Consider the following 25,760-nt stretch of genomic DNA (forward strand, 5'->3'; position numbering starts at 1 on the left):
TGAACTTATATTTAAATGATGATCATATCCCCGTGGGGATGCGGGAGGAAATAAGAGATGAAGCAGTTCCGTTTACCGAAAATCACCATGCCGGAGCTTCCGCTTCCGGCCGCCGTTCAGGCAGTATTGGATGAGGCGGAGGAGAAGCTGGCCCATCGTCCCAAGCTGCTCCAGCTGTTCCGGAATTGTTTTCCCAATACGCTGGAAACCGCAACCAAGCTGATGGACGACGATACCACCTTTATCCTGACCGGCGATATCCCGGCCATGTGGCTTCGCGATTCCGTCGAGCAGGTCATCCACTATGTGCCGCTGGCTGCGGAAGATGCGGATCTGCAGCGGATTCTCGGCGGCTTGATCAAGCGTCATATGGCATCGATTATCATCGATCCGTATGCCAATGCATTCAATGAATCGGCGAATGACTGGCATTGGAATGCCGCAGATGAGACCGAGATGGGACCCTGGGTCTGGGAACGCAAGTTCGAGCTCGACTCCATCTGCTTCTCGGTCCGGCTGGCCCATATGTATTGGAAGGTTACCGGCCTGACAGACATCTTCGATGCGAATTTCAAGGCGGCGATGAAAGTCATTGTGAAGCTGTGGAGAACCGAGCAGCGTCATGACGAGCTTTCATTTTACCGCTTCACGCGCAATAACGGCGTCGCAACCGACACCTTGCGCAATGACGGCGCCGGGATGCCGGTGAATTACACGGGAATGATCTGGTCGGGCTTCCGGCCAAGCGATGATGCGTGCGATTTTCACTATAATGTGCCTGCCAATATGTTTGCGGCGGTCTCATTGGCCCAGCTTGGCGAAATTGCCGAGTGGGTGTTCCGGGATTCCGCGCTCGTGCAGGAGCTTGGCAGGCTGGAGGCGGATGTCCGCCACGGCATTGAGCTGTACGGCATCTACCGTCATCCGGAATTCGGCTCGATCTATGCGTATGAGACCGACGGCTTCGGCAATTACTGTCTGGCTGACGATGCCGGCACGCCGGGACTGATGTCAATTCCTTATTTGGGCTATACGACCGCCGACAATCCGGTGTATCAGAACACGCGAAGGTTCGCTTTGAGCCGCAGCAACCCTTACTATTACGAGGGCAGTGCGGCCCGGGGAATCGGCAGCCCGCACACGCCTCCGGGTTACATCTGGCATATGGCTTTGTCGATGCAGGGAATAACCGCCTCATCGGATGAGGAGAAGCTGGCGATGATCGCCATGCTGGAGGCGACCGATGCGGATACGGGTTATATGCATGAAGGCTTTCATGCCGATGACCCTGGCGTGTACACGAGAGACTGGTTCGTCTGGTCGAACAGCCTGTTCTCGCAGCTTGTGTACAAAGCGATGAAGGAAGGCATTTTATAGAGCGGGTGGAAGATGAAAGACGCCGGAACGGTTGCTGTTCCGGCGTCTTTTTTGTGACGTTCACTTCTAAGTCTCACTTTTATAAGATGTCGGTGCAGTCCATAATGTACTGCTGATGATGCAGCAAGCCATTCTCGCTTGGAGCAGCCGATGCTGATTCGAGAAGGAATGGAAAAAAAGAAAGGACCATAATGATCCTTTCCTATTGAGCTTAACGTACCTGTTAGTTCAACGCATCTAGCATTAACAATAGGTTTTTGTAACGAGATAATGTTTCCGTATCTTCAATTTTATAATCGGATTGAAAAAACAAAATATCCCCTGTACCTCCGCCTACTTGATTCCTTGCTTCGAGTATTCGTCTTAAATTTTTAGCAGTACCAATACTTCCGGAAATAATGTCTACTCCCTCAGGAAATATTTTCTTTAAGGTATCTTCAAAAAAGGGGAAATGAGTACATCCCAAAACAACGGTTCCAAACTGCTTCAAATCAAATGACGATAATTCCTCTCTCAAATAGGGCATAATTCTTTCTTCATCGAATTCAAATTTCTCTGCGAATTGGACAAGTCCGGGGAGAGGTAAACTTTCAACTAAGTCTTGATGGTCTATGCTTTTCACAAGATTATTAAACTTTTCCTCTTTTAGAGTTAAATTAGTCCCTAAAACCAAAACCTTTTTTTGCTTTCCTTCCCATTTTTGAACAGCTGGTTTTACAGCCGGTTCTATACCTAAAATTGGGAAATCGTACTTTTTACGAAGTTCTTCAATACTGATACAGGTTGCAGTATTACAGGCAATGACGAGTGCTTTCACGTCTTGCTCGGCAATAAAGTCGACTGCATGGAAAATATAGTCCCTAACCTCTTCCTTTGGTTTTTCACCGTATGGAATATGTAGGGTATCAGCATAAAAGATGTAGTCTTCATTTGGAAGGAATCGCAATGCTTGATGAAGTACTGTTAAACCACCTATACCAGAATCAAAAAATCCTATTCTCACGAAAATCCACTCTTTCGCTTCACAATTTTTGTTCTATTTTATTTTACCATTCATGTCTTCCAAGTAAACTGCCAGTTAACTTCAACAAACGAAAATGGAGCTGCAGCGCGGCAAGCTCCTCACTAACGTGCCCAGTTAGTCTAAACACCTTTACGTCTCAATAAGTGGTGTATAAGTAAATCAATAACAACTCCAATCAAGAAGAATGAGCTAAAATGCATAAGATAGGCAGGATGGTGAACTCTGTTGCTTATACTATCAAAATCAGCTATCCAAGAACGGAATGGCTCAGTATATACGACATTATTTAAGAACGGATTTAATCCAATAAGAAGAATGTTTTTATCATCATTTCCCCAGTAGTTGTTTAAGCATACTAGTATGCTGACTAAGAGCCAAAATGTAAACTTCTTCAATAAAAACAGCACTTTCACCTCCAAAAATTACCCAAAATGCAATATGCCATATGCCTATAGATAATTAAAGTGGAAAACTTATCGTCATTCCGTATGGCGATGCCCCTTTTGTTGTAATTCGGGAATATAGTGAAGGTTTCAATCTATTCCAGCTCATATGATTCCCTTGGGAGTGTTAGTAATTTGAAATACATATCCGATGTTACACTTTTGTAACGACTTATTAACATCGCTCCTTTACCATAAAGGTATAGCAATGAACAGGGAGAGAGCGATATGATACCCAGAGAAACAGTCACAGCCAGAAACAGAAAGAAACGTCGTCGGTTTATGCTGCTCATTATTTCGATAGCCGTCATTTTCTTTATTGCCGGATACAATACCCAGTCTGCATGGGAGCTGTGGGCGGATGAAGGAGTGAAGGGCGCCGTCGAAGGCACTGAGGCTCTTGGCGGAGCGGGGAACGCAGCATCCCATGAAGGCGGTAACGTAGCGTCGGCAGCAGGCAGGGACGATGGAACGGGAGCGGCACAATCGGAGGCGCAAGTCCGGGAGACTGCTGGCAGCAAGAATACGGCAAGCGATCAGATACAGAAAGCGCCTGAGGGCGGCAATACGGTGCAGAAGGCGAATGCGCCGGGTGGTGCAGCGGCAGTGAAGCTGGATAAACCGACTCTCCCGGTTGTACAATATACAGCAAAGACTGGGAGCAAGCTGGTGGCTCTTACGTTTGATGACGGGCCGGATAATCATTATACACCGGCTATTCTGGATATTTTAAAGGAATACAAGGTCAAGGCAACCTTCTTCACGGTAGGCACGCAGGTTAAGAAATACCCCGATATGATGAAACGCATTGTTAAGGAAGGCCATGAAATCGGCAATCATACCTATCATCATAAGGATTTGACGAAGCTTGACAGCCTGCATATCGGCAATGAAATCATGTGGACGGACACGTTGATTCAGAAGGCGGTGGGGTTCGTGCCCCGTCTGGTCCGGGCGCCTTACGGCGCGACTAACAATATATTGGATGCAATGATCGCCGGCAGCAACCGCGATCTTGTAGGCTGGACGGTCGATACGAAAGACTGGGCGGGCGAATCGGTAGCGAGCATCAGGGCGAACGTGAACAAAAATACGAAGCCGGGCGGTATTATTCTCATGCACTCCTTCGGCAGCAGCCATATCAAGAACTCGGTTGCCGCACTGCCCGGCGTGATCAAGGACCTGCAGAAGAAGGGTTATACCTTTGTAACCGTGGATCAATTATTGGCTGCGAAGAAGCATTAGGCTGTATACAGCACGAGGCTTGGAATGCCATAGGTCGTTCATTCATAAAAGCAGTTTTGCTGCTGCGTACAGAGAATGGCAAAACATACAATAGAAGACATCTACCCTTCGTAAGTGCTGCAAACGAGTTTGCCGACTTGCCGCTTGCCGAAGAAGCTTTTTTAGTATGATACAGCGGATGTCTTCTCCTGCAGCGGTTATGACGACCGGAAGGGACGGGGCAATAACAGATGAAGCGACGATATAAAAGGGGGCGCCCCGGCTGGATGCCAGGGTTAATCATGATCGGTATGCTCGTTCTTTCAGGCTGCCAATACACGACTACACCGGCAGACCTGCTGCTCAGTCCGCAATCGACGCCGGAGAACGCAAAGCTTGCTTCAGCGGTGCGCGACGCGCTTCCGGTCCGGGCCAAGCTTGCGCTTCCGGTTCAGGAAGCATCGAATGCCGCCGTCAACAAAACGGATATTGACGGCGACGGGGAGCAGGAAGCGATTGTCACGTTCGTCACGGAGAATGATACGGAGCAGGTTATGGTGCTGAAGCAGCAGAATGACCGCTGGAATAAATGGTTCACATTCGACGAGTCCTCAAGCTACGGCATTGATTTGCTGCAGGTGGCCGATCTGGATCAGGATGGTCAGCCGGAGGTGCTGATTGGCTGGAATCAATACGGCGAGCCTCAGCATAGTCTGGCTGTCTATCATATTAATGAGTCGTATAACGGCGATAGTCTGCCCGGCCCCATTGCCGAGCTGCCCTATGACTCGCTTGGCATTGGCGATGCGGATGGCGATGGCCGCTCGGAGCTGGTGTTGATCCAGCTGGACCGCGAGCAGATGAAGGCTTCCGCCCATTTGCACCGCATTCATGAGGGCAAGGTGGAGGAAATCGCTTCGGCCCCTTTGAACGGCAATGTGAACGGGTATTATAATATCGTAGTGGGCAAAATCGCCGCAGACCGCTATGGCATCCTGGCTGACGCCAGTCTGGGAGCACACTCCTCCAGTACAGTCATGCTGGCCTGGAATGAAGGGAAGCTCAGCAAAATTTATCCCAGGCCTACCTCAAACGGCGAGGTCGTAGAGAATAATTCCCGGCAGACCGTAGGCGGAGACGGGAACGGAGACGGCATTCTGGACATTAACGTGACGCTGGAGGCTCCCGGACAAGCTCCGAACCTGCCGTACAGCGATCTTCTCTGGCTTGAACAATATAAGCAGTGGGATGGCGGGGAAGAGTTCCAGGTGGTGCAGGAGAGATATGTGGACGAGACGGACGGCTATGAGCTGCGGTTTCCTGCGGAATGGCGTGAGAAATATACGGTGCATCTTACCAGTGACAGCGATGTGAGAGAACTGGCTGTTGATTATTACAATCAGCAGACGGAGGACCGGGCGGAGCTGTTCGCGATTGAACCGGTGCCTCTGGCGGACTGGAGCGATAAAGAGCAGGAGCTGCAGGATGATTCCAGAAGAGTGACGGTGCTGACGGAAGCTGGCGGATTTGTATATGCTGCCGTCTGGTCGGAGGCTCCGGAGGACTGGACCGATGACAGCAAGCAGGATTATGATAAGCTGCAGCTGGATGAAGTAAAGTTGAAGCAGATTTTCAAGCTGATTCCCCAGCATTAATTATTCATGGGATTAATTAAAGGTAGTCGTTGCATCAAATGGACGGTCCGCTCAAGGTTTATCCCGGGCGGCCCGCCGCGGCCGGGAGGTAGAAGCCATATATGCGAATATTGCTGCTGGAAGACGAGGAAGCCATTCGCGGTTTTATCCGCATTAATTTAAAACGCAACGGAATGGATGTAACGGAAGCCGGGGATGGAGAGACCGCATTGGCGCTTGCCTATGCGGCTTCTCCTCCTTTTGACGTGGCGCTGCTGGATGTGATGCTGCCGACGATCAGCGGTTTTGAAGTGTGCGGCGAGCTGCGCGGGAGATTCCCGAGCATGGGGATCATTATGCTGACGGCCAAGTCCCAGGAGGAGGACAAAATCCGCGGCCTGGAGCTGGGGGCCGACGATTATGTGCAGAAGCCGTTCAGCCCCGGCGAGCTGATCGCCAGACTGAACGCCCTGCACCGGCGGATGATGCCGGGCGGCTTGACTTCGCAGGATGCCCGGGCGGCGGCGGGCAGCGGCGGCATTGCCGAAGCTGGAGCGCCCGATGACGCGGCCGGAAGCACAGGCGCTGGCGGTTCCGCTGCCCAGGGAGCCGGGCAGGGCAGGCAGCCCGGCTCGCCCCATCCGGGCGATGCGGCGGGAAATACGGCAGCTGATATGGGACAGTCCGCCGGAGAAAGCCCAGGCATGCTGAGCGGAAGCACGCCGGCTCAAGCGGGGCAGCAATCCTCCGGCGAGCGCGCGGGCGAGCTGCGATCAGGACCGTTCCGGCTGTCGGCGGCGGAGCGGCGTCTGTGGAAAGGCGGCGAGGAGATCGTGCTCACGCCGACGGAGTGGACGCTTGTCCTGCTGCTCATGGAGCGCGAAGGGGAAGGACTCAGCCGCGACGATATTCTGGATGCGGTATGGGGCAGGCATTTTATCGGCGACCTGAAAATCGTCGATGTGAATATCCGGCGGATCCGCCAGAAGCTTGAGGACGAGCCATCCGACCCGCGATATATTGAGACCCTCTGGGGCTTCGGATACCGCTGGAAACGGAGCGGATTTTAGATGAGCAGCCTGAGGACTCGCATGGTATGGAGCTACGGGGTGCTCATTACGCTTGTTGTGGTGCTTCTCGGCGCCATGTTCGTTACCCTGGTATGGAATTATTATTATGGAAGCGCCGTCGGTTCGGTCATCCAGCGTGCGGAGACCGAGGCAGCCCTTCATAACCGCAATATTTCCTACCAGCCCATGGAGGATAAGGCAAGCTATATGCTGCAAAATATGTCCGAGGGCACCGCGCATCTGCAGCTGCTGGACTACACGGGCTACCTGGTGGTGGACAGCGACGGCCTGCCGGGAAACGGGGAAGTGGTTGAAACGCCCGATGTGCTTGAGGCGATGGGAGGCAAACGCGGCGTCTGGCGCGGAGTAGATCCTGTGACGAATGAGCGTATTGCGGCTGTCACGCTGCCGGTCAAACAGGATAAGCATATTGTCGCCATGTTCCGTTACACGGCCTCTTTGGTAAGCGTGGATGAAACAGTCCGCAATATGCTGTGGATCACGGTGCTGGTGGGCTTCATTGTGGTGCTGCTGTTCTTTGCCATGAGCGTGCTGCTGGCGAACCGGATAGCCAGGCCGATCCGTAATTTGACGCGGGTAGCCGAGCAGATGGCGGAAGGAGACTGGTCGCGCAGAGCCACCCCGCATGATCACGATGAGATCGGGCGGCTGGCGGAGACGCTCAATACGATGGCCTCCGAGCTGACCCGCCGGGAGAAGCTGAAGAATGATTTTATTTCTTCCATTTCCCATGAGCTGCGGACGCCGCTGACCTCGATCAAGGGCTGGAGCGAAACGCTCGCAGGCGACCCTTCCGATGCGGAGGAGCTTCAGATGGGCTTGACGATTATTGACCGGGAGACCGACCGGCTGTCGGGGCTTGTGGAGGATCTGCTTGATTTCTCGAAGCTTTATGCCAAGAGCATCATTCTGCATCCCGAATCGGTGGACCTGCTGAAGCCGGTCAAGGAGACCATGCGCCAGTTCGATGCCCGCGTCCAGAGGGAAGGAATCCGCCTCACGGCAAACTTCGGGAACACGCCGCCGCTGCTGGTGGAAGCCGATGCCAACCGGATGAAGCAGGTGTTGATCAATGTGCTGGACAACGCCTTCAAATTCACCCCGAGCGGAGGAAGCGTGGTCGTATCGGCCGAGCAGGAACCCGGCTGGGCTCGTATTGCCATTCAGGATACGGGCTGCGGCATATCGCCGGAGGATCTGCCCCATGTGCTGGACAAATTCTACAAGGGCGGGAGCCAGAAGATGGGCAGCGGTCTAGGGCTTGCCATCTGCAAGGAAATCGTGGAGCTTCATGGCGGCGCTTTCCGCGTGGACAGTTTATGGGAAGAAGGCACAACGGTGACCATCCGTCTCCCGCTCGCGGTCCAGGAGCCGCCGTCTCCGGAAGAGCCCGGCATCTAAAAGGAGCGGGCTGTTATTCTTTATAAAAGAGGGATTTGCGCTTCGCGAATATGTAGGCAACAGCCGCTGCTGCTCCTATTATCAGGACGATGACAAGCCAGTGGCGGCCCGTCCATTCAATCAGCTGGGGCATTATGCTTCAGCTCCTTTTTTTTGAAACATCAGAAAGCATTTAAGATGACTTGTCCCTTTCTGATATTTCTTCCCGCAGGAAATGAACAGTTCTTAAGTAGTATGGAAACTTACAGACACAGTATACCCACGAAATTGGCGGTATCCCCTGCTGCTCAGACTCACTCAATTGACATTAATTCCATTTGCATACTAATCTCTGTTCTGCCCAATGATATCCTCTCTCCAGAACGGACGCTCCTTGTTCGGCCAGGCGGACATCCATGAAAAACAAGACAATCCTCCTTTGCGTATGGTTTAATAAGGAAATAGGGAAAAGGTAGTCATCACAAGCAAAAGGTGGTTTATTCATGGTTGATAAAGGCCGTACAACCTTCCGGCGCATCGCGGGCAGCGGGCTGATTGCCCTGTTCCTGCTGCTTATGGGCAGTCTCTCCGGGTGCAGTGGAGCCGATAAGCTGAATAGTGATCCCAAGCCGCTTACCGAGGAGAAGCCTGTCCCCATCCCGGAGCCGCCTGCTCCCGAGCCGGAGCCGGACCCCGTCCCTGCCTTCAGGGCGTCGCTCACGGGGCTGCCGCTTGAGCAGGAAGCGTTGGGGCGTCCCATTGCGGTTATGGTCAATAATATGTCGCTGGCCCGGCCCCAGTCCGGTCTGCCCCATGCCGATATGGTGTGGGAGGTGCTGGCAGAGGGCGGAATCACACGGCTGGTGGCGATTTTTCAGAGCGATGATTTCAAGGATCCGATCGGTCCGATCCGCAGCAACCGCCCCTATCTGATTGAAATCGGGGATACCTTCAACGCGATTCTGGCGCATGCCGGGGCAAGCACGGACGGTTACGATATTTTGCAGCATCAGGGCAAGGCCTATCTCGATGAAATCTCCAATGCGGGCAGCTACTTCTGGCGGGAGTCGTTCCGCAAGGCGCCGCATAATTTATATTCCAACATCGAGAAGCTGCGGGAAGGCGCCGCCCGCAAGAAATACAAGGACACGGTCACGATACCGGCCTTTCCGTTCTCGGATGTAGGTGCGACGGTCGGAGGGATGGCCGCCACGAAGGTCGAAATTCATTTTCTGCTGAAGGATTACAAAGTTTCTTATGCGTTCGATGAAGCCAGGAAGATCTATGCACGGTCGATCAACGACAAGCCGCATACGGATTTGACCACGGAGGAGCAGCTGACGGCGACGAATCTGGTTATTATCGGGGCTGCGCACCACACCTACGACGATTACGGAAGACTGGAAATTGATCTGCAGTCCGGCGGCCCGGCGGTGCTGTTCCAGCTGGGTCAGGCGGTCGACTGCGAGTGGGTGCGGGCCGATGACGGAGCGATCAGGCTGATGAAGGACGGGCGCGAGCTGCCATTTGTCCCGGGCAAGACGTTCTACCACATTGTGCCGATGACCCCCTCGTTCGAGGAGCATCTGAGCTACAGCTGATCATTTCACATGCTTAAGGCATGGTTTCAGACAAATAGAGACGAGTGACCGGGCGGTTGACATGCTGACCCGGTTTTCTTGTTGTATCCGGTCAATCGGGAGCATCCGGCTGGGTTATTCCGTGCGGCGCAGTTAAGCCGGAAATATCCGGTTTACCTTGGCAGCGGGGATGGCCTTCAGCAGATACACAATGATGATGCGGCTATGCCCATTGCACCGAATGTCCACAAGACTGGTTATTTTAAGCGGTTAAGGAAAACAATAGCGGTGCGGGCTTGATTTTTGCTTCAATTATGCAGGGTATTCGGGCAGGAAACGATTCCGGAATCTTAGGCGGCAGATCCTTTTCTCCTTGAAAGGACCGAAAAAAATAGCTGGAAAATTTATTTTTGCTGTTTTTCATAAAAAGTCATAAAACCTTTACAATCCCTTAACAATTGCAAGGTAAACTATGTTAAGCTATTGTCGGTTTCATATGTTCACTGAAGTACATGTTTTTCACAATAAAGATAAGGGCGAAGGGGAATACCGATGTTTAAGAAAAAGGACATTTTTTTTACGACTTTGGAAGCGATGGCAGATACGATTCTTGAGGCTGTTCAATATTTTGAGGTCAATGTCGCGAAAATCAGGGATGTTACCCAGTTCGCAAAGGATATGAAGGAGTATGAAACCACTTGCGACAGCTATGTACATACCATCCTGACAGAGCTGAACAAAACGTTTATTACGCCGATTGAGCGTGAGGATATCATGGCGCTGACCACATCGCTTGACGATGTGCTGGACGGTATTGAAGCATCTGCATCGCGCTTTGAAATGTACAATGTCACGGAGCCCGATGAGTATATTACCTTGTTCGCCGAAATTCTGCTCCGCAGCGCCCAGCAGATCAAGAAGGCGATCTATCTATTGTCGGAGAAGAAGCTTCTGGCAATCCGGGAGCCGGCTATCTCGATTAACGAACTGGAGAACCAGGCCGATGATCTGCTGAGGGTATGCATCAAAAGTTTGTTTGCCAATGTGAAGGATCCGATTGAACTGATCAAACGCAAGGAAATTTATGAGCGGCTGGAGCAAACGACCGACTGCTGCGAAGACGTTGCCAACACACTCGAAACCATCATCATGCGCAACAGCTAAGGAGTAGGTGACGAGCGGGTATGGATATGATGTACATCTGGGTTGGAGCAGTCATTTTTCTCGCTTTGGCATTTGACTTTATAAACGGGTTTCACGATACGGCCAATGCCATCGCAACGTCCGTATCGACAAGAGCGCTCTCGCCGCGTATGGCGATTGTCATTGCGTCCGTCATGAACTTCACAGGAGCCATGCTGTTCACCGGCGTGGCCAAAAAAATCGGCAGCGGCATCGCCGATCCCGCCACGCTTGACAACGGGGTACAGGTAATCGTCGCCACGCTGATATCCGCCATTATTTGGAATCTGATCACCTGGTGGTTCGGCATTCCTTCCTCTTCCTCGCACGCTCTGGTCGGTTCGCTGGCTGGTGCGGTTGTTAGCGCGGACGGATTTGGCGCCCTCAATGGGGGCGGCTTCACCGAAATTGTAAAAGCACTTATTTTCTCGCCGTTAATTGCCTTTGCGGGCGGCTTTATTGTGATGTGGCTCCTGAAGAAGATTTTCGCCAAATCCAGCCCGCATCAGATCAACAAAGGCTTCCGTACGGGGCAGATCATAACGGCTGCCTTCCAATCGTTCACGCACGGCACCAACGATGCGCAGAAGGCGATGGGAATTATGACCTTCGCGCTGGTGACGGCGGGCCTGCAGGACAACATCGAGCATATACCGCTGTGGGTCAAAATATCCGCAGCAACCGCCATGGCGCTTGGCACCTCCATCGGCGGCTGGAAAATCATCAAAACGATGGGCACCAAGATTTTCAAAATCGAGCCGATCAACGGTTTTGCGGCAGATATCACGTCAGCATCGGTTATCCTGACCGCCACGCTTACGCATCTGCCGGTCAGCACTACGCATGTCATCACCTCCTCGATTCTGGGCGTCGGCAGCGCGAAGCGCTTCTCGGCTGTGAAGTGGGGGCTTGCCGGGCGGATCGTGGTCTCCTGGATCGTAACCATTCCGGTGACGGTGCTTCTATCCGCCCTGATCTATCAGATTATGCTGCTGTTTATGTAGCTTCCCGTGAATGATAACAGGCTGGCTGTCAAAGCCGCAGGCGCTTCAAGCGTCCAGCGGCTTTTGACATCCAGCCTTTCTTGTTCAATGTTGGTTACATTTGCTCACTCAAGTTCGTTTTATCCTATAGAATGTTCTTGAATGTCGGGCATCCCAACAGGATGAGCGTGTCTGCCCCCAGGCCGTTTACGATTTATTAACGCTTCCGTTTCTTGCTGACAGGGCGCCGCTTACGCTTGGAGCCGGAACCTGCCCCTCTTGGCCGCCGGCGCTTCTTGCGCCGCGTTATTGCCGCATCCTCCTCTTCGTCTGCGTCTTTTTTGCCGAAGGAGCCTGCCAGCACCTTGATCAGCGGGGCCATCTGGGTAATGCTGCCGACAACCTTCTGCACCTTGGTCATCGTGCTGACAATACCCTCGATGCCGCCCATCCGGTCGACAATTCCTTTGATATCGCTCAGGCTGGTAGGCAGCGAGAAGCCGCCTACTTTGGCCGGCACTGCCGTTACGCCTTCGGTAATCGTCTCCGCAAGCGGAACGATGGCGCCCGGACCGGGGTTCTGAAACTGCCCGGGATTGAAGGGAGCTCCCTGGTTAAAGCCCATATTTCCTCCGCCGAAGAAGGGATCGGAGATGCCCGGAAAGGGGCCGGGACCCGGCCCCCCGAGAGGCGGCTGCTGAAAGCTTCTATGGGACGGATCGTAGCGGTATTTCACGCGGATCACAACCTTTTTCCGTTTTGTTTATAGTCTATGGCATAGGCAAACATAAGGATTGGACGAATGCCCGGTTTTGCCTTAAAAAATTCCGCAGGTGCGGGTATTTGCGAGCCGAACGGTTCTTCTATCCTGTAATGCGTGAATACGGTAACGCTTGAAAAGTAAACCTGAAACCGATACAATGAGAATATTAGTTCGGGTAGGGAGGAAGCAAACGATGCAGCTTAAGAAGCTTAACGATAAAACGGTCGATCAGCTATTTGAAGCGGTATTGACGCTCAAAACAGTTGAGGAATGTTATGTTTTTTTTGACGATTTGTGCACGGTGAACGAGATTCAATCGTTGTCGCAGCGTCTTGAAGTGGCGCGAATGCTGGGCAAGGGTTCCACATATAATCAGATAGAGGCGGAGACCGGCGCAAGTACGGCGACGATTTCGCGCGTGAAGCGCTGTCTGAATTACGGCAATGACGGGTACAAAATGGCGCTGGAGCGCGCAGGACGCTAATCGATGAAGCCGGGGGTACTGGTTATCAGCCACGGTTCGCGGGAAGCGGATTGGGTGCGGCTGGTGGATGACGCGGTGAAGTCGGCAGCCTCGTATGTGAAGCAGCCTTTGGCGAGCGGTCAAACGCAGGCAGGAATATCCCCTAGCGTGCATGGATCTTTATCACTATCACTTTCAACGGCGGCCGGGAAGCGGCTGGAGATGGCTGCTGCCTCTGGCGGACAGGCGGTTCCGGTCGTTTCGTCCTTTCTGGAGATTGTCGAAGGGCGGCTAATACAAGATGGCATTGACAAGTTGGAAGCGGAAGGTGTGACGGATATTTACGTCCTTCCGCTCTTTGTCTCGTCCGGCAGCACGCATGTCGATGACATCGCCCAGGCCTTCGGCCAGGCGCCGGTATCCCCGGCGCGGACCGGCGAGCTGGAGCGGTTTCGCTGGAACCCGGGGACGCGTATCCGGTTCGGCGTGCCGATCGACGATGATCCGCAGATCGCCGATCTGCTGCTCGCGAACATCCGCGGGCTGTCGGAGGCGCCGGAGCGGGAACGGCTGCTGGTGGTGGCGCATGGCTCACGCGAAGCGGTATTTCATGACCGCTGGCGAAGCGGCATGACGAAGCTGCTGCAGCGGCTGCAGCAGCTTGGCGGCTTCGCTGGCGGGGATATTGCCATGCTGCTGCCGGATCAGGCGGCAAGCAGGCTGGACGCGATGCTGCGCAAGCGGCCGGATCACGCGGTTATTGTGGTGCCGATGTTTCTGAGTGAGGGATATTTCACCCGGACGGTGATTCCGGCGAGGCTGGGCGGACTGGCTTACCGGTATAACGGACGCGCGATGCTTCCGCATTCCTGCATGACCGGCTGGATGGAGCGGCAGATGAGCGGATGGCTTGCCGGGCTGGGTTAGAACCGGATCGGTTGCCGGCGATTCGCAGGGCCGGAGATTGGTTTAATCGATAGAAGTAAAGATATATGATAAGGGGAAGGGTAACAGGCCGGTTTCACTTGTAGCCAAGCGGCCGCGGGAGCGGCGCTTGCATGGTTGGAACATGCCGTAGGTGGCCACAATGTCAATTAAACGGGCAAGATTAATTTATAATCCGACCTCGGGGAGAGAAGAGATCAAGCGGCGGCTGCCGGATATTCTGCAGCGGCTTGAGCGGGGCGGCATCGAGACCAGCTGCCATGCTACTGAGAGCGAAGGGGACGCCACCATAGCGGCATCGGAAGCGGCGGACCGCGGCTTCGACATGATCATTGCGGCGGGCGGAGACGGAACGCTGTATGAGGTTATCAACGGTCTGGCAACCAAGGAATCGCGGCCGCCGCTCGGGATTTTGCCGCTGGGCACAACCAACGATTTTGCCCGGGGACTGGGTATTCCCAAGCAGTGGGAGTCCGCCTGCGATCTGATCATCCAGCAGTTTAAGCGTCCGATCGATCTTGGGAAGGCAAACGAGCGGTATTTTATCAATATTGCGGGCGGCGGCTCATTGACGGAGCTGACTTATGAGGTGCCCAGCAAGCTGAAAACGATGATCGGGCAGCTGGCCTATTATATGAAGGGCCTTGAGAAAATGACGCGTCTGCGCCCGACCGAGCTGATCCTTCAGGCCGATGAGATCGGGGAGATGCACGAGGAAATTATGCTGTTTCTGATCTGCAACAGCAATTCGGTGGGAGGCTTCGAGAAGCTCGCGCCGGATGCCACGATTGACGACGGGCTGCTCGACGTCATCGTGCTGAAGAAATGCAATCTGGGCGAATTCATCCGGATTGCCTCGCTTGCCCTGCGCGGCGAGCATCTGCATGATCCGCATGTGGTTCATTTTCAGACCCGTGCGCTGCAGGTGACGACGCCGGATTATATTCAGCTTAATCTGGATGGCGAATACGGCGGCACGCTGCCTTGTACGTTTAATATATTGCCGTCGCATCTGGAAATCTTCGTGGATGAAGAGGGCAATACAACCTATAAGTAAACTAGAGAATAACGGAGCGATCGAAGGCAAATGAGTGTTCCAGTCAGCAAAAATGATGAAGTCGTCGTCGACATTGTCGGCTTGACGCATGAGGGAGAAGGGGTAGGCCGTGCAGACGGCTTTACCCTTTTTATACAGGGAGCGCTTCCCGGCGAGCGCGTGCGCGCCAGAGTGCTCAAGGTCAAGAAGCAGTATGGCTATGCCAAGCTGCAGGAGCTGGTTGCGGCCAGCCCCGACCGTGTCGAGGCGCCGTGTCCGATCTATATGCAGTGCGGCGGCTGCCAGCTGCAGCATATGGACTACGACGCCCAGCTGCGCTGGAAGAGGCAGCATGTGGTGGACAATCTGGAGCGGATCGGCAAGCTGCGCGTTGCTGCGGGTGAGGGCGGAGATAGCGGAGATGTGATCGTGCATCCAGCTATCGGGATGGACAAGCCCTGGCATTACCGCAATAAGGCGCAGGTTCCGATCGGGATGGTGCCGGAAGCGGGTAGAGCGGCTGATGGTTCGGCAAGCGTCAGGGATATGAGGCTGGTTGCGGGATTTTACGCGAGGGGCAGCCACCGTATTATCGATATGGATCAGTGCCTGATCCAGCATTCGGTCAATGACGAGATTGTGGCCGAGGTGAAGGCCGTCGGCCGTGAGCTTGGCATCACGGCTTACGACGAAGAGACTGGCCGCGGGCTGCTGCGCCATGTGATGGCGCGGGTCGGTTTTGTCTCCGGTGAAGCCATGGTCGTGCTGGTGACGAACGGACAGCGGATTCCGCAGGTCGAGCGCTGGGTAGAGCGTATTCGCGAGGCCGTTCCGGGTGTGACGAGTATCGTGCAGAACGTCAATACGCGTAAGACCAATGTGATCTTCGGCGATGAGACGCGCGTCCTGTGGGGCAGCGATGTGATCTATGACGAACTGGACGGGATCCGCTTCGCGATTTCGGCCCGCTCGTTCTATCAGGTGAACCCCGTGCAGACGGTGGAGCTGTACCGCAAGGCGGTGGAGTATGCGGGGCTGACCGGATCGGAGACGGTCATTGACGCGTATTGCGGGATTGGCACGATCTCGCTGTTTCTGGCCCGACAGGCGGGCAGGGTGTATGGCGTGGAGATTGTACCGGAGGCGATCGAGGATGCGCGGCGCAATGCCGCGCTGAATGGCATCGGCAATGCCGAGTTCGAGGCGGGTCCGGCGGAAGTGGTTATTCCGCGCTGGCGGAAGGAAGGCATCGTGCCGGACGTGATCGTAGTCGATCCGCCGCGCAAAGGCTGCGACGAAGCGCTGCTGGAGACCATTCTGGCGATGCGGCCGGAACGGGTCGTGTATGTGTCCTGTAATCCTTCGACACTGGCAAGGGATCTGCGCGTGCTGGAGGATGGCGGGTACCGGACGGTTGAGGTTCAGCCGGTGGATATGTTTCCGTGGACGGTGCATGTGGAGGCGGTTGTTTCACTGGTGAGAAATTAAACAGGATGCTGGGAAGCCTTATATATCAAGGGTTTTTGGCTATAATGTCCGTTGATCTGAAAATGATGTGAAAAACCTGATTAATAGATATTCGACACAATTGATTACAGTGATGACGCCGGGAGGAGTATCCTCGAGCGTCTTTATTTTTGTGCTTTTGCTTTATGGAAAAACAGGGATTCGAGCCTATCCGCTGCGGCCTGGCCAAGCTGACTGGAGGGCATGACCGTAAATGTTCATCGTGGTCGATATACATCGCTTAACCTACTTAAGCGAATACGCAAGGGATAATGAACCACTCCGTTTCCCGCTTCAGCGGATAAAAGAGTGGTTTTATATGATGTAACAACCTCCCCATATTGAGCCTAGGATGTCACTTGATATTCAAGGCTTGCTGAAATATTCGTTTAGCGAATTTTACGACCGTGCTCCGAGGCAGTAAACGCGGCAGCTGAGCCGTAATATAATTATTTCGTCCAACTATGATGTGGCTGCGATTCCTTTCTACCGCTTTAAATGCCGCGTTCACGACATCAATCGGCTCCATGCGCTTACTTTTCAAATTGTCCGAACCGGATGCAGCATGAAACGAGCTCTTCGTTTCTCCAGGGCATAACGCAACGATTTGAACGCCGCTATCTCTATACTCGGCCCATAACGCTTCCGTGAAAGAGAGAACATAAGCCTTGGTGGCACCATACACAGCCATGTACGGTACTGGCTGAAACGCTGTCATTGAAGCAACATTGATAATAATGCCGTCCTTCCTCTCAATCATGGAACCAATGAATTTGTGAGTTAATTCAGTCAGGGATACTACATTTAGCTGAATTTCTTGATGAACACGATCTGGCGAGATTTGATTAAACTCCCTCAAAGTTCCAAACCCGGCGTTATTAATAAGAATATCAACTGTCAAGCCGAGATTTTCAACTTCCTGGGCTATTTTCTCCGCAGCGTTGACTGAAGAAAGATCAACCGAAAGAGGTATCGCATGGATCGAATGCGTTTCTTGAAGTTCATGTGCAATTTGTTTGAGTTTATCCTCTGACCGGGCAACCAATATTAAGGTACATCCTTTTTTGGCAAGCTCGTTTGCGAAAACCTCCCCTATTCCGGATGATGCGCCTGTTACCAAGGCTGTCTTCTTTGAATAGTTCATTTGTATTACCTCCGTTTATAATTTTAAATGCTTAAATATTTAACCATTATGATTTAAAAAAAGGACTTTCTTCACTGATTGCGAGAAAGTCATGTCTGTTATTCAAGCGCTTTAGCAGGGTCACTCGATAGGCTTTCGGCAGCAAGAATGATTGCTTTAAGCTGCTCAATAACCGAGTTCTCAAAGGTAAGACTATAATAAACTTCTGTCCTTTCCTTTGAGGAGATTAAGATGCCTGCTTGTTTAAGTATTTTTAGATGATGAGATATTGCTGGTCTGGATAAATGCGATTGCTCCACAACTTGTGCAACATTCATTCGTTTAGACAACATAAACATCATTAGAATATCCTGCCTTACGGGATCGGCAAGTGCTTTGAAAATATCTGTGGACTGACGAATCTCATGAAGGAGAGCTTTCTTTTTTTCCAACAGTTCGCTTTGCTTTAGTTCCTTCAACGCACCACCTCCAGATCAAATGATTAAATGCTTGATCATTTATTTCAATATAACGGATAGCTTTTAAAAAAGCAATCTAGTTCACGATGCTCAATGGGAAATTATAAAAAATCTACTTCCACTGGACGAGAAACAAGGGGGAAGACCTCCAAAGGACATTCAAATGATGCTTAATGCTATCCTATGGATCGACCGTACTGGGGCTCCCTGGCGAAATTTACAATGCGGCAGAAGTAGAGCCTGTTGCCGCGGCAATATTAGTGAATCGCATTCGATTCACAGTCGGCCGCCAGCATGCTGGGAAGCCTTATATATCAAGGGTTTTTGGCTATAGTACAGGCTGTTATCCGTTGATGTGAATATGATGTGAGAAACCTAATAAATAAATTATAAACAGAGATAATTCGACACAATTGATTTCAGTGATGACGCCGGGAGGAGTATCCTCGAGCGTCTTTATTTTTGTGCTTTTGCTTTATTTGAAAACAGTGATTCGAACTTATCCGCTGCGGCCTGGTCAAGCTGACTGGAGGGCATGACCGTAAATGTTCATCGTGGTCGATATGCTGCTGTGCCCGAGCCGTGCAAAAATGATCTTCGCATGAACGCCCTGGTTAATCAGGAGCGTAGCGGAGGTGTGGCGCAGACCGTGAAATCGGATATACTGAAATCCATTCTTCTTAATTAACTGTCGAAACCACAGGTAAGGGCGCTCATGATGAAATGGGGCGAAGGCAATCGCGTCGCCGACACCGGTACGGGACGCCAGCATACGCCGGTATGGCTGGGGAACAGCGTCAGCGGGTTTCGCTTCGACGATAAAACTTCGCTCCACTAAGCAATCCTGGGAAGTATCAGGATATCGATAACTCATATAATTCGGTTGATAGAGTCCGAGAAGAACTTACCTCCACGATAAGGTGGAGACTAAGATTTTTTTGGCTGGTCATATAATGATTCGAAGGAATAATGTCGAAATAATCATATAGGACTTATTGCACTCGAGGTTTCCCTGGAATCATGTCATAGATTTGAGTTTCCGCTACTAAGGTAACATTTTATCGTTACATCAGGAAAGTCAGAAATCTATGAAAAGCGCCATAAGCGGCTCGGAACCGGGTTTTGGCGGCGCAAAACGCTTGAACAGCCCCGAAAATGAAACTAATGGTTCGTTAGTCCTACTGCTTCTCCATATCCGTTTTTAAAACCTGGACATCTGAACCATGGCAGACAAGCACTTAAAATACACCTAATTCGGCAATGAACTCGACTTGTATGCGGCAACTACACAACAAGGGCTCTGCGCGAGCAAAAATGCGGCATCCGGTACATCGTTCGTTGTTCGAATCAGTTTTCGGAAAGGGAGAGGAAGATGAAAGAAGGTTGGCGGCGATCGGCCACGTGGAAACAATGGAACAAGGGGGTGCGCACTGCACTTATCCCAATTTTTATCAGTGGAATGCTGTTTGCGGTCGGGGAGCGGCCGGCGCAGGCGGCGGGTACGGTCGAGGTTAATGACTGGGCTTCGTTGGCTTCGGCGTTTGCGAACAGTGAAAACGGCTCGATCGTTCACTTGAAGGAGGATATAACCCAAGCGGACGGGACGCTCATTGTCCCTGTCGGGAAGGAACTGACGCTGGACCTTGCGGGAAAAGAGTTATCGATTACGGCTTCTGCTGGTCCTGCCGTCCAGGTGGAAGTAGGAGCGGCCATCATTATCGAGGACACGAGCGAGGCGGAAAGCGGCAGGCTGATTGCAGTATCCACTGGCAGCAGGAATGGCGCCGCAGGAATTGGCGGCCGGATTAGCCAATCCGCAGGTACGGTCACCATCACGGGCGGCACGGTGGAGGCGACAGGCAGCAGTGCCGGCGCAGGAATTGGCGGAGGTTCGAATGCCAACGGCGGCCCTGTCACCATCACGGGCGGCAAGGTAACGGCGAGGGGAGGCGATTATGGAGCGGGAATCGGCGGCGGGTACGGTGGCGGCGGTTCCGGCGGTTCCGCCGGCCCCATCACCATCACAGGCGGAGAAGTAACGGCGACGGGAGGCTTTGAGGCAGCGGGAATTGGCGGCGGTTGGCGAGGTTCAGGCAACGAGATCACGATAGAGGGCGGCACGGTAACGGCATCGGGAGGCGATTATGGAGCAGGAATCGGCGGCGGGAGAGATGCTCCCAATACCAAGGTCACCATTAATGGTGGAAAAGTAACGGCGTGGGGCGGCAATCAGGCGCCGGGAATCGGCGGCGGAGCGAACGGATCCGCCGGCATGATCACCATTACGGACGGAGAAGTGAAGGCGACGGGCGGCTCTAATGGAGCAGGAATCGGCGGCGGTATTGGAAATACCGGCGGCGAGGTCACGATAAAAGGTGGAACGGTGGGGGCGACGGGCGGCTTTTTTGGAGCAGGAATCGGCGGCGGTTATCAGGGTGACGGCGGAACGATCTCCATAGAAGGCGGGACAATAACGGCGAGCGGCGGCTATTATGGAGCAGGAATCGGCGGCGGTCAGCAAGGTGACGGCGGCACGATCTCCATCACGGATGGGAATATAACAGCGAATGGTGGCCTTCAGGCGGCGGGAATCGGCGGCGGTTTACAAGGCTCCGGCGGCGATATTACGATAGAAGGCGGAACAGTCATCCCTTCCTCAGGCAGTCCGAATGAGGTTTCGGTCATCGGTGCAGGATCGGGAGCGGCCGACAATTCATTCAGCTTGGATAACGCCGGCACGATTACGATTCCGGGGGGACAGCAGTTAATTATTCCGGAGGGCGTTACAATCACGAATACGGGAACGATCAATGGGAATGGAAAACTGAGCGGCTCGGGCACGATCGATAACACAGGTACGATCGACAGTTCCGTTCTGGGCAGTTCCGCTCCCGTCGTAATCGGAAATGAGTTTGTTCTGAGCTTTGACTTAAACGGCGCAGGGGGAACACCGCCGTCCTCGGTTCGCATTTTGGCTACGTCAATGGAATCGGCGGGCGTGACCTTGCTGCCTCCTGTTACCCCTGCGGGACTCAGCTTCGTAGGATGGTTTACGGAATCTAACGGCGGCGATCAATGGACAGAGTCGAGCGTCATCGGCGAGGACATAACCCTCTACGCGCATTGGATTGACGTGAGTCCGCCGACGTTGACGTTAAGTACAACAGCAGGGAATCCGACAAATGCGGCGTTTACGGTGACGGCGGAGTTCAGCGAGAACGTGACGGGCTTTGCCGCCAGTGATGTAACAGTAGGGAACGGAACGGTAGGCAGCTTCAACGCGGTGAGCGGAACGAAGTATACGTTCGTGGTAACGCCGACGGGAGACGGGCTGGTTACGGTCGACGTGGCCGGCGGTGTCGCAGTCGACGCGGCGGGGAACGGGAATACGGCGGCGGCGCAGCTCAGCCGGAATTACGACAAGACGGCGCCGACGGTGGCGTTGTCGACGACGGCGGTAAATCCGACGAATGCGGTGTTTACCGTAACGGCGGACTTTAGCGAGACTGTGACGGGCTTTGCCGCCGGGGATGTAACGGTAGGGAACGGAACGGTAGGCAGCTTCAACGCGGTAAGCGGGACGAAGTATACGTTCGTGGTGACGCCGACGGGAGACGGGCCGGTTACGGTCGACGTGGCCGGCGGTGTCGCAGTCGACGCGGCGGGGAACGGGAATACGGCGGCGGCGCAGCTCGGCCGGAATTACGACAAGACGGCACCAACGGTGACGTTGTCGACGACGGCGGTGAATCCGACGAATGCGGTGTTTACCGTAACGGCGGAGTTTAGCGAAACTGTGACGGGCTTTGCCGCCAGTGATGTAACGGTAGGGAACGGAACGGCGAGCAGCTTCAACGCGGTGAGCGGAACGAAGTATACGTTCGTGGTGACGCCGACGGGAGACGGGTTGGTTACGGTCGACGTGGCTGGAGGCGTCGCAGTCGACGCGGCAGGCAATGGAAATTTAGTGGCGACGCAGCTCAGCCGGAATTATGACAAGACGGCGCCGACGGTGGCGTTGTCGACGACGGCGTTGAATCCGACGAATGCGGTGTTTACCGTAACGGCGGACTTTAGCGAGACTGTGACGGGCTTTGCCGCCGGGGATGTAACGGTAGGGAACGGAACGGTAGGCAGCTTCAACGCGGTGAGCGGAACGAAGTATACGTTCGTGGTGACGCCGACGGCAGACGGTCTGGTTACGGTCGACGTGGCCGGAGGCGTCGCAGTCGACGTGGCGGGGAACGGGAATACGGCGGCGGTACGGCTCGGCCGGAATTACGACAAGACGGCACCAACGGTGACGTTGTCGACGACGGCGGTGAATCCGACGAATGCGGCGTTTACCGTAACGGCGGAGTTTAGCGAAACTGTGACGGGCTTTGCCGCCAGTGATGTAACGGTAGGGAACGGAACGGTAGGCAGCTTCAACGCGGTGAGCGGAACGAAGTATACGTTCGTGGTGACGCCGACGGGAGACGGGTTGGTTACGGTCGACGTGGCTGGAGGCGTCGCAGTCGACGCGGCAGGCAATGGAAATTTAGTGGCGACGCAGCTCAGCCGGAATTATGACAAGACGGCGCCGACAGTGACGCTGTCGACGACGGCGGTGAATCCGACGAATGCGGCGTTTACGGTGACAGCGGAGTTCAGTGAAACTGTGACGGGCTTTGCCGCCGGGGATGTAACGGTAGGGAATGGAACGGTAGGCAGCTTCAACGCTGTAAGCGGAACGAAGTATACGTTCGTGGTGACGCCGACGGCAGACGGGCCGGTTACGATCGATGTGGCTGGAGGCGTCGCAGTCGACGCGGCAGGCAATGGAAATTTAGTGGCGACGCAGCTCAGCCGGAATTATGACAAGACGGCACCAACGGTAACGCTCAGCACAACGGCGGTGAATCCGACAAATGCGGTGTTTACGGTAACAGCGGAGTTCAGCGAAACTGTAACGGGCTTCGCCGCCGGTGATGTAACAGTAGGGAACGGAACGGCGAGCAGCTTCAACGCGGTGAGCGGAACGAAGTATACCTTCGTGGTGACGCCGACGGCAGACGGGCCGGTTACGGTCGACGTGGCTGGAGGCGTCGCAGTCGACGCGGCAGGCAATGGAAATTTAGTGGCGACGCAGCTCAGCCGGAATTACGACAAGACGGCGCCGACGGTGACGTTGTCGACGACGGTGGTGAATCCGACGAATGCGGCGTTTACAGTAACGGCGGAGTTCAGTGAAACTGTGACGGGCTTTGCCGCCGGGGATGTAACGGTAGGGAACGGAACGGTAGGCAGCTTCAACGCGGTGAGCGGAACAAAGTATACGTTCGTGGTGACGCCGAGTGCAGACGGGCCGGTTACGGTCGATGTGGCCGGCGGTGTCGCAGTCGACGTGGCGGGGAACGGGAATACGGCGGCGATACGGCTCAGCCGGAATTATGACAAGACGGCGCCGACAGTGACGCTGTCGACGACAGCGGTGAATCCGACGAATGCGGCGTTTACGGTGACAGCAGAGTTCAGTGAATCCGTGACGGGCTTTGCCGCCGGTGATGTAACGGTAGGGAACGGAACGGCGAGCAGCTTCAACGCGGTAAGCGGGACGAAGTATACCTTTGTGGTGACGCCGACGGGAGACGGGCTGGTTACGGTCGACGTGGCTGGAGGCGTCGCAGTCGACGCGGCAGGCAATGGAAATACAGCGGCGACGCAGCTCAGCCGGAATTACGACAAGACGGCGCCGACGGTGACGTTGTCGACGACGGTGGTGAATCCGACGAATGCGGCGTTTACAGTAACGGCGGAGTTCAGCGAATCCGTGGCGGGCTTCGCCGCCGGTGATGCAACGGTAGGGAACGGAACGGCGAGCAGCTTCAACGCGGTAAGCGGGACGAAGTATACGTTCGTGGTGACGCCGAGTGCAGACGGTCTGGTTACGGTCGATATGGCCGGCGGTGTCGCAGTCGACGCGGCAGGCAATGGAAATTTAGTGGCGACGCAGCTCAGCCGGAATTATGACAAGACGGCACCAACGGTAACGCTCAGCACAACGGCGGTGAATCCGACAAATGCGGTGTTTACGGTAACAGCGGAGTTCAGCGAAACTGTAACGGGTTTTGCCGCCGGGGATGTAACGGTAGGGAACGGAACGATAGGCAGCTTCAACGCGGTGAGCGGAACGAAGTATACGTTCGTGGTGACGCCGACGGGAGACGGGTTGGTTACAGTCGATGTGGCTGGAGGCGTCGCAGTCGACGCGGCAGGCAATGGAAATTTAGTGGCGACGCAGCTCAGCCGGAATTATGACAAGACGGCACCAACGGTAACGCTCAGCACAACGGCGGTGAATCCGACGAATGCGGCGTTTACGGTGACAGCAGAGTTCAGCGAAACCGTGACGGGCTTTGCCGCCGGTGATGTAACGGTAGGCAATGGAACGGCAGGTAGCTTTAATGCGTTGAGCGGAACGAAGTATACCTTTGTGGTGACGCCGACGGCAGACGGACCGGTCACGGTCGATGTAGCCGCGGACGTCGCGGTAGACGCCGCAGGGAACGGGAATATGGAGGCGGTGCAGCTCAGTTGGAATTATGACAAGACCGCACCAACGGTGGCGCTCAGCACGACGGCGGTGAATCCAACAAATGCGGCGTTTACGGTAACAGCGGAGTTCGACGAAGCCGTAACGGGATTCACGGTGGTAGACGTTACGGTAGGGAACGGAACGGCGGACAGCTTCAGCGCTGTAAGCGGAACGAAGTATACCTTTGTGGTAACGCCGACGGGAGACGGGCCGGTCACGGTCGATGTGGCTGACGGCATCGCGATAGACGCGGCGGGGAACGGGAATACGGAGGCGGCGCAGCTCAGCCTGGTGTATGACAAGACGGCGCCGACAGTGACGCTCAACACGACGGCGTTGAATCCGACGAATGCGGCGTTTACGGTGACAGCGGAGTTCAGCGAGAACGTAACGGGATTCACGGTGGAAGACATTACGGTGGGTAACGGAACGGCAGGCAGCTTCAACGCGGTAAGCGGGACGAAGTATACCTTCGTGGTGACGCCGACGGGGGACGGGCCGGTCACCGTCGATGTGGACGGAGGCGTCGCAGTAGACGCGGCAGGGAACGGGAATACGGAGGCGGCGCAGCTCAGTCGGAATTACGACAAGACCGCGCCAACGGTGACGCTCAGCACGACGGCGTTGAATCCGACGAATGCGGCGTTTACGGTGACGGCGGAGTTCAGCGAGAACGTAACGGGATTCACGGTGGAAGACATTACGGTGGGTAACGGAACGGTGGGTAGCTTCGACGCGGTAAGCGGGACGAAGTATACCTTCGTGGTGACGCCGACGGGGGACGGGCCGGTCACCGTCGATGTGGACGAAGGCGTTGCAGTAGACGCGGCAGGGAACGCGAATACGGAGGCGGCGCAGCTCAGTCGGAATTACGACAAGACCGCGCCAACGGTGACGCTCAGCACGACGGCGTTGAATCCGACGAATGCGGCGTTTACGGTGACGGCGGA

The 25,760-nt window shown here is 54.3% G+C and carries 17 protein-coding genes and 3 pseudogenes; 15 read left to right on the forward strand and 5 right to left on the reverse strand.

The features are described from left to right. Positions 1–57 precede the first annotated feature (57 nt). Positions 58–1,377 carry a glycoside hydrolase family 125 protein gene (locus AC0YOB_RS17780; protein WP_475793914.1) on the forward strand — a complete coding sequence of 440 codons (1,320 nt, stop codon included), beginning with the start codon at positions 58–60 and terminating at the stop codon, positions 1,375–1,377. A gap of 223 nt (positions 1,378–1,600) precedes the next feature. Here AC0YOB_RS17780 and murI read toward each other — a convergent pair whose 3' ends face one another. Beyond that, positions 1,601–2,380 (reverse strand): glutamate racemase, encoded by a 780-nt coding sequence (gene murI / locus AC0YOB_RS17785; protein WP_475793915.1) that lies wholly within the window; start codon positions 2,378–2,380, stop codon positions 1,601–1,603. Between the two features lie 692 nt (positions 2,381–3,072). Here murI and AC0YOB_RS17790 point away from each other — a divergent pair. The 8 genes and pseudogenes from AC0YOB_RS17790 (at position 3,073) to AC0YOB_RS17825 (ending at position 11,939) form a co-directional block, all read left to right on the forward strand. Continuing rightward, positions 3,073–4,089: a polysaccharide deacetylase family protein gene (locus tag AC0YOB_RS17790; protein WP_475793916.1), complete on the forward strand. Its 1,017-nt coding sequence runs from the start codon at positions 3,073–3,075 to the stop codon at positions 4,087–4,089. Between the two features lie 266 nt (positions 4,090–4,355). Continuing rightward, entirely contained in the window at positions 4,356–5,723 is a 1,368-nt protein-coding gene (locus tag AC0YOB_RS17795; protein WP_475793917.1) for an FG-GAP repeat domain-containing protein, read from the forward strand. A 101-nt stretch (positions 5,724–5,824) separates the two neighbouring features. Continuing rightward, a pseudogene (locus AC0YOB_RS17800) lies at positions 5,825–6,193 on the forward strand (response regulator transcription factor); the annotation flags it as partial. Between the two features lie 213 nt (positions 6,194–6,406). Further along, a complete protein-coding gene (locus tag AC0YOB_RS17805) occupies positions 6,407–6,772 on the forward strand; it encodes a winged helix-turn-helix domain-containing protein (protein WP_475793936.1) in 366 nt (121 codons plus the stop codon). Next, positions 6,773–8,194, forward strand: a complete 1,422-nt coding sequence (locus tag AC0YOB_RS17810) for a sensor histidine kinase (RefSeq protein WP_475793918.1) — start codon at positions 6,773–6,775, stop codon at positions 8,192–8,194. It abuts the gene before it with no gap. Between the two features lie 482 nt (positions 8,195–8,676). After that, positions 8,677–9,774, forward strand: a complete 1,098-nt coding sequence (locus AC0YOB_RS17815; protein ID WP_475793919.1) for a DUF3048 domain-containing protein — start codon at positions 8,677–8,679, stop codon at positions 9,772–9,774. 531 nt (positions 9,775–10,305) lie between these two features. Next, on the forward strand, positions 10,306–10,917 hold the full coding sequence (locus AC0YOB_RS17820) for a DUF47 domain-containing protein (protein WP_210042353.1): 612 nt from the start codon (positions 10,306–10,308) through the stop codon (positions 10,915–10,917). A gap of 20 nt (positions 10,918–10,937) precedes the next feature. Further along, positions 10,938–11,939: an inorganic phosphate transporter gene (locus AC0YOB_RS17825; protein WP_475769887.1), complete on the forward strand. Its 1,002-nt coding sequence runs from the start codon at positions 10,938–10,940 to the stop codon at positions 11,937–11,939. Between the two features lie 196 nt (positions 11,940–12,135). Here AC0YOB_RS17825 and AC0YOB_RS17830 read toward each other — a convergent pair whose 3' ends face one another. Then, on the reverse strand, positions 12,136–12,654 hold the full coding sequence (locus AC0YOB_RS17830; protein WP_475793920.1) for an aminotransferase: 519 nt from the start codon (positions 12,652–12,654) through the stop codon (positions 12,136–12,138). Positions 12,655–12,874: 220 nt separating this feature from the next. Here AC0YOB_RS17830 and AC0YOB_RS17835 point away from each other — a divergent pair, with 220 nt between their 5' ends. From AC0YOB_RS17835 to rlmD, 4 genes are all read left to right on the forward strand, one after another. Then, positions 12,875–13,165, forward strand: a complete 291-nt coding sequence (locus AC0YOB_RS17835) for a YerC/YecD family TrpR-related protein (protein WP_188996801.1) — start codon at positions 12,875–12,877, stop codon at positions 13,163–13,165. Positions 13,166–13,168: 3 nt separating this feature from the next. Next, positions 13,169–14,071 (forward strand): sirohydrochlorin chelatase, encoded by a 903-nt coding sequence (locus AC0YOB_RS17840; RefSeq protein ID WP_475793921.1) that lies wholly within the window; start codon positions 13,169–13,171, stop codon positions 14,069–14,071. A 160-nt stretch (positions 14,072–14,231) separates the two neighbouring features. Next, the gene (locus AC0YOB_RS17845; protein WP_210042347.1) at positions 14,232–15,146 is read left to right on the forward strand and encodes a diacylglycerol kinase; all 915 of its coding nucleotides are present in this window, start codon (positions 14,232–14,234) and stop codon (positions 15,144–15,146) included. A 30-nt stretch (positions 15,147–15,176) separates the two neighbouring features. Next, a complete protein-coding gene (rlmD, locus tag AC0YOB_RS17850) occupies positions 15,177–16,613 on the forward strand; it encodes a 23S rRNA (uracil(1939)-C(5))-methyltransferase RlmD (protein ID WP_475793922.1) in 1,437 nt (478 codons plus the stop codon). 373 nt (positions 16,614–16,986) lie between these two features. Here the strand turns inward: rlmD and AC0YOB_RS17855 are convergent, their stop codons facing one another. Together AC0YOB_RS17855 and AC0YOB_RS17860 are read right to left on the reverse strand one after the other, a co-directional pair. Beyond that, positions 16,987–17,775, reverse strand: coding sequence for an SDR family NAD(P)-dependent oxidoreductase (locus tag AC0YOB_RS17855; protein WP_475793923.1), 789 nt, complete (start codon positions 17,773–17,775; stop codon positions 16,987–16,989). Positions 17,776–17,873: 98 nt separating this feature from the next. Then, on the reverse strand, positions 17,874–18,233 hold the full coding sequence (locus AC0YOB_RS17860; RefSeq protein WP_475793924.1) for an ArsR/SmtB family transcription factor: 360 nt from the start codon (positions 18,231–18,233) through the stop codon (positions 17,874–17,876). 94 nt (positions 18,234–18,327) lie between these two features. Here AC0YOB_RS17860 and AC0YOB_RS17865 point away from each other — a divergent pair. After that, a pseudogene (locus AC0YOB_RS17865) lies at positions 18,328–18,567 on the forward strand (transposase); the annotation flags it as partial. Between the two features lie 122 nt (positions 18,568–18,689). On the opposite strand, the pseudogene AC0YOB_RS17870 reads toward AC0YOB_RS17865, so the two are convergent. Then, positions 18,690–18,957, reverse strand: a pseudogene (locus tag AC0YOB_RS17870) (tyrosine-type recombinase/integrase); the annotation flags it as partial. A 648-nt stretch (positions 18,958–19,605) separates the two neighbouring features. Between AC0YOB_RS17870 and AC0YOB_RS17875 the strand changes: the two are divergent. Next, a partial coding sequence (locus AC0YOB_RS17875) for an Ig-like domain-containing protein (RefSeq protein ID WP_475793925.1) occupies positions 19,606–25,760 on the forward strand: 6,155 nt, incomplete at its 3' end.

The sequence above is a fragment of the Paenibacillus sp. JT31N17 genome (genome assembly GCF_056269255.1).